The organism is Alteromonas sp. DY56-G5 (assembly GCF_041414725.1).
Taxonomy (GTDB): domain Bacteria; phylum Pseudomonadota; class Gammaproteobacteria; order Enterobacterales; family Alteromonadaceae; genus Alteromonas; species Alteromonas macleodii.
Map to the genome: position 1 here is coordinate 1 of NZ_JANHZQ010000088.1, position 5,760 is coordinate 5,760.

Below are 5,760 nucleotides of genomic sequence, written 5' to 3' on the forward strand. Positions count from 1 at the left end.
TGAACACTCCGAATTTCACTATGCCTATTAGATCAAAGCCCCAGACTTTCGTCTAGGGCTTTTTCAACAGTCTGAAGGAGAGCGTAAGCTCTCCTTAAAATTCAATTTCAATTAAATAGCAGGTAGTCCGAATGACTATGTGGTTTACCAGCAATTATACATTATTGCTGAAGTTCACCGCTGCCAGACTCAATGTGCGCGCGCACAAACCACTGGAACTGTTCTAAATCTGCAAGTTGGCCGGTGATCATATCTTCCGATACTGGGTCAATTTCACCCAAAAGCTCTAACGCTTTTCTGTGGTCACCATTTACACCGTCATATACGGCATCCAGCGCCTTAAGGTGGTCAAGTACTAAACCTTTACCCAACTCATAATCGTTCCAGCTGCGACCTTCAACAATGGCTTTCGGTGTTCCTTTCGGTACGCCACCTAAAGTGGCAATTCGCTCTGCAATTGTGTCGGTCATTTCGCGTACCGCATCTACCTGCGGATCCAACATCTCATGCACACCGATAAAATTTGGTCCTACTACATTCCAATGAATGTGCTTCAACGTTAACTGTAAATCTAATAGTGCAACCAATCGCTGATCCAATACCTTGATTGTTTTGGCAGCAGCATCGTTATCCATTCCAGGGGCTGTAAATTTGATATTGGTGTTACTCATGATATCTCCTATTGAATGCAAATAAGTCAGCGGGATGCGAAACATCATTTAGGCCAAATAACAAAGACCTTGTGCTGACGACTTGTTGTAATAGGTGCAACAGGTATGCCGAAAACTTATATTTCTATAAGTCTTGGTTTTCGTTAAGGAAATTAGAGAAGATTAAAAAATCTTTATTTTTCAAGCCTGTAGCAATCAAGAAAATGCTACAGGCTTATGTAATAAATGCACATGGAATCAACTAAATGGAGCAGGGAGGTTAGTAAAGCTTACTACCCCAACCTAACTTTTTACGAAGTACATTGAAGTAGCTGTAGCCCTTAGGGTGAACAAGATGGAGTTTGTCTACGCTTTTGTTTATTCGAATTTCATCGCCAGGCAGCACCGGCAGAACAATATGGCTATCGCAACTCACTTGTAGCGAGTCACTATTAACCTTTGATACTTTCATCGATACCTGACTGTCAGCATCAACAACGATTGGACGGCTGCTAAGTGTGTGAGGAAACATGGGTACCAACGTAAGTGCATCTAGCTTGGGCATAATAATAGGGCCGCCCGCTGATAAAGAGTAAGCCGTTGAACCTGTAGGTGTGGCTACTATTAATCCGTCGCTGCGCTGACTGAATACAAATTGCTCATCGATGTAAATTTCAAATTCCATCATATGGGCAACTTTTCCGTGGTGAAGCACCACTTCGTTTACAGCAGAGTTGTTACTTTTAAGCTTTTCGTGTCGATAAACTTCTACTTCAAGTAAGAAGCGCTCTTCTACTACGCATTCACCGTTAAAGATAAGGTCAAGTTGTTGAACAATATCATCGGGGTGGATATCAGTTAAAAAGCCGAGATTTCCTCGGTTTACACCGACAACGTGAATGTCAAAGCGAGCGAGCACACGTGCTGCACCAAGCATGCTGCCGTCACCGCCTACCACAACGGCAAGGTCAGCCTCTTTGCCAATAGTGACAAGGTTACAGCTTTTGAAGTTTTCGGTTTCAAGTTCTTCAGCAATACTTTCCTCAACCAATAATTTACAGCCTTTTGCCAATAAATATTCGGCAAGAATGTTCAGGCTGTCGTGGGTTGCAGCGTGCTGAGGTTTTCCAATTAAAGCAACGGTTTGATAGGGCATGGAATGCTAATGTCCTTTCATTTCCAATGGTTGGACATTAGCATAGGTTTTTTGCAAAAGAAAAGCGTTAAACGGCACACAGCGCAAGGTTTAGCGATCTTCTAACCGATTATAGTCGAGAAGACCGCCTTCAATAGGATAGCGCTCGCTAGACCATTGCATTAATTTATCACTAAACGCCCAAAAGTTAGGGTTGGTTCGGCGCATGCCAACATCGTCGAGCAAGGCTTTGTAATCGGCTTCGCTTTTAATGGATTTAAGCTTCTCAATCGAAGACGTTATTTCTGAGGCATTGATATACCAGAATGCGTCAGGGTAACTGCCCAACAAACCATGAACTAGCGTGATTGAATCTTTAGAAGGCTCCCGGTTTTCCTCTTCTTCAAATAGGCTATTTACATTGTAATGCGCGCTATTTCTAAGGGCAGTGAATACATCAATGTTGTCTGGGTTTTTGTCGTCTTGAATCACAATCATGGTAGTTTCAGGCATCAACGTCGCTTGTTGAGCAGGAAGTGAATCTAAGCGCTCTAATGCTTCGAGCTGTTCAGCTGATAGCAAACGTTTATTGTAGGTTGAGGCATTCGGTTGAACCTTAGCCAAGTAATGCGATAACAATTGATAAAGTTCTTGTTGAGGATTATCTGTTTCGAACGCTATGCCAGAAGGTTGTTCGAAACTGTTGATATCACCTTCCAAATAATCGGTAAGTTCAGGGCTTGCGTTTTGATACCAATCGTCAAGAAGGTCATGGCGGGTAGTTGGAGGAAGTAGATTAAGGAAGTTCGATTCACCTTCCATGCGCAAGAAATCCATGTATAAACGGGTCAATAACTGATGGCCATAATTGCCGTAAACATCAAAGCCAGCCACAAGCAAGTAGTGAATGCGCTCTAACAAGGCATAGTCAATCACCCATGCTGTTTTAGTGGGCTGGCCAACCATCCCCTTAACAACTGTGGCATTATCGAAATGACGAAATACGGTTAAGCTGGCATTGGTATTATCGCCGTCGCCATCCCATATACTCGACACACTCAAATGCTCTTCATTTTTGAATTCATTGTTCAAAAAGGTGGTTCTTGCACGCATATATTCGCCTTGGCGCTTAGCGTATTTAACCCAGTTTACCGCAAGGGCTGAGCTATCTTTTTCAGCGGGAAGGTGGAGGTTTTCTTTTTGAGAAGCGTAAAAAGCATTTACTTTTTCAGAGGCTGCAATGTCTGGGTCGACAAAGAACACCCAGAATCGATCGTTAATGACGTTAAGCGCGACTTGTCCTCTGCACACGGGACCTTTGATATAACCCATAATGGTGTTTTGCGCGCGCTCAAGCATAAATCGATAACGACTTTCTACTGGCAATAAGGTAAAGGCCGTTAATGGGTTGGCCGCCACTTGGGGTTTGTATGATGGCAATGTTTCTACAGAAAATTCTGCGTCGACAAACCACGATTGCCATTTTTCCATCAGTGTTTTATTAATGGCGTAAGCTTGATGTGTTTTACTCACGATAGTTGAATGCACTGGCTGTAGACGATAGTAAACGCGCTCGACCTCTGGATCGTCGAAGGGTCTGCGAGTAGCAATAATATCTAACGCTTGTCCGGGTGGTGTGCGCGAGCGCACTAGCTTAAAAAACTGAGGCGTTTTACCTTTTTCTGAAATATCTTCGAAATAGAGGTGAGACGTAAACAAGTGTTCGTAAATATAACGTGCGGAAAGCTGCATCTTGTTGCTATCCCCATTAAGCCACACTTCCAAACCAGTTATGTTCTCATTCAGTTCTTGTGAGAGCGCTTTGGGTAAAGGTAACGGCGCACCATGGTTTAACCACTGAATGAGTGTAGAGTGCTCTGCATCCGACAGGGCTGGCAGTGCGTAGGGCATGCCTCCCAGGGGCTGGCCTGCTATGTACCCGCCCATTTCATCTATTGTTGGGCATTGGTTTTGTCGATTTAAGCTTATATCGAAATTGTCACCTAAATGAGCGGTGTTGGGCAAAGGGTGCTGTTTTTTTAGCAAAAGCATTTGCGCTAGCACCGAAGATTGGGTCGGCGAAGCGTTAGGTTTTTCTTTCGATTCGAGCACGTCGAAAAAGCCACGCTTTCGCCATGCGTCTACGTTGTGGGCGTCGAGAAACATTCTATTGGGTTGGGCAGCGGTGAGTCGTGTCCCTTCATAGACTTTTTCTTTGTTAGCACCTCTGGCTATACCCTCTGGAGATGACATCTTTAGTTGGCATGGCGCATCGTAACAGGCGTGGCAGACAACACAGCGCTGCGTTAGCACTGGGTTTACTTGTGTGTCAAAGAAATTGTCGGGCAAATTCTCCATGGCGGGCATGACGTTGTTTGATGAAAGTAAAGGAGCGTCAGGTTTCGGCCATTGCCATATCGCTATAGCGATAATTGCTATAAGCAACGAAATCATACCGAGTTTCTTCATAATCGTAGTCCACAGAAAAGTTCTAATCAGTTTATCACTCATTTCACGTACGGTGATGTTAATAATTAACCATTAACTCTTGGCAATGGAAACAACCACGCATTTGTATGTATTTGGAGGAAAGCTGGAGAGGTAGTGGGGCGGTAACATTATTTTTACATTGTCATTGCTTTGGGCGTTGTACTAGGTATGCTGATGAAAAGAATTCGCAGCGAGGGAAACATGTCTCATCAAATTATTCTGCCAAGAGTGATGCACATAGGGAAAGGGGCGAGTCAGCGGGTTGCTGAAACGCTAAAAGGACTCAACTGCCATAAACCTTTACTGGTTACCGATAAGGTAATGGTTGAGTTGGGATATAGTGCTGCCATAGTACAGGTGCTGGAAGAGGCAGGAATAAGAGCCGATGTATTTTCAGATACGGTGCCAGAGCCCACGGTGAGGTCTATTTATCGCGGTGTGGATGCGTTCAAAACCCACGCTTATGACAGCATCATTGCTTTAGGTGGTGGAAGCCCCATCGATAGCGCAAAAGCCATCGCTATTTTGGGTAAGTACGGCGGCGAAATGCGAGACTACAAATTCCCGCGGGTTTTAGATGAAGCGGGACTGCCGATCATTGCTATTCCCACAACAGCGGGAACGGGCTCAGAAGCAACGCGATTTACCATTATCACCGACGAAGATACCACAGAAAAAATGTTGTGTGTTGGTTTAGGGTTTATGCCAACGGCAGCCTTGGTCGATTATTCATTAACGCAAAGTTTGCCTGCCCGCGTGACAGCCGATACAGGCATTGATGCGCTTACTCACGCTATTGAAGCGTTTGTTAGCCGCAAAGCCAATTTTTACAGTGATGCACAGGCGTTATCAGCCATGGCGTTAATTGCGCCTAATCTACGCACTGTATTTGCAGACCCAACAAATGAAACGGCGAGAGAATCAATGATGCTGGGCTCAACGCTCGCGGGCATTGCCTTTTCAAATGCTTCAGTGGCCCTTGTTCATGGAATGAGCCGGCCTATCGGTGCAGCGTTCCACGTGCCTCACGGATTGTCGAATGCCATGTTGTTGCCCGCGGTTACCGCCTTTTCTATTCCAAGTGCATCAGTGCGTTATGCACAATGTGCTCGCGCCATGGGTGTTGCTACGCAAAGTGACTCAGATGAGGTGGCGAATCAAAAGCTTATCAACGAACTAAAAGCACTGAATGCAGATTTGCAGGTACCTACGCCTGCCGACTTCGGTATTGATAAAGAGGCATTTTTTGCATCGACTTCAACAATGGCAGAACAAGCTCTGGCATCAGGCTCACCCGGTAATAATCCACGTGTACCTACCATTGAAGAAATGGTTGCCATTTATGTATCTCTTTGGGAATAGCGTTTTTGCGAAAACATTAAACGAAAAAAAGACTGCTCATTGCAGTCTCAGACTGTTGAAAAAGCCCTAGACGAAAGTCTGGGGCTTTGATCTAATAGGCATAGTGAAATTCGGAGTGTTCAC

The 5,760-nt window shown here is 44.7% G+C and carries 4 protein-coding genes; 1 reads left to right on the plus strand and 3 read right to left on the minus strand.

Features of this window, described 5'->3' with window-relative positions; genetic code table 11:
• Nucleotides 1–161: 161 nt before the first annotated feature.
• The 3 genes from dps to NO989_RS21365 form a co-directional block, all read right to left on the minus strand.
• Entirely contained in the window at nucleotides 162–671 is a 510-nt protein-coding gene (dps, locus tag NO989_RS21355; RefSeq protein WP_014976104.1) for a DNA starvation/stationary phase protection protein Dps, read from the minus strand.
• Between the two features lie 259 nt (nucleotides 672–930).
• Complete coding sequence (gene nadK, locus NO989_RS21360; protein WP_014948959.1) at nucleotides 931–1,806, minus strand: NAD(+) kinase; 876 nt, start codon at nucleotides 1,804–1,806, stop codon at nucleotides 931–933.
• A gap of 90 nt (nucleotides 1,807–1,896) precedes the next feature.
• Nucleotides 1,897–4,239, minus strand: a complete 2,343-nt coding sequence (locus NO989_RS21365) for a fatty acid cis/trans isomerase (protein ID WP_371343168.1) — start codon at nucleotides 4,237–4,239, stop codon at nucleotides 1,897–1,899.
• A gap of 210 nt (nucleotides 4,240–4,449) precedes the next feature.
• On the opposite strand from NO989_RS21365, the gene NO989_RS21370 reads away from it, so the two are divergent.
• A complete protein-coding gene (locus tag NO989_RS21370) occupies nucleotides 4,450–5,637 on the plus strand; it encodes an iron-containing alcohol dehydrogenase (RefSeq protein ID WP_371343167.1) in 1,188 nt (395 codons plus the stop codon).
• Nucleotides 5,638–5,760 lie beyond the last annotated feature (123 nt).

Coding starts and splice junctions, on each gene's coding strand:
- dps (WP_014976104.1), bottom strand. CDS start 671: ATGAGTAACACCAATATCAAATTTACAGCCCCTGGAATGGATAACGAT.
- nadK (WP_014948959.1), bottom strand. CDS start 1,806: ATGCCCTATCAAACCGTTGCTTTAATTGGAAAACCTCAGCACGCTGCA.
- NO989_RS21365 (WP_371343168.1), bottom strand. CDS start 4,239: ATGATTTCGTTGCTTATAGCAATTATCGCTATAGCGATATGGCAATGG.
- NO989_RS21370 (WP_371343167.1), top strand. CDS start 4,450: ATGAAAAGAATTCGCAGCGAGGGAAACATGTCTCATCAAATTATTCTG.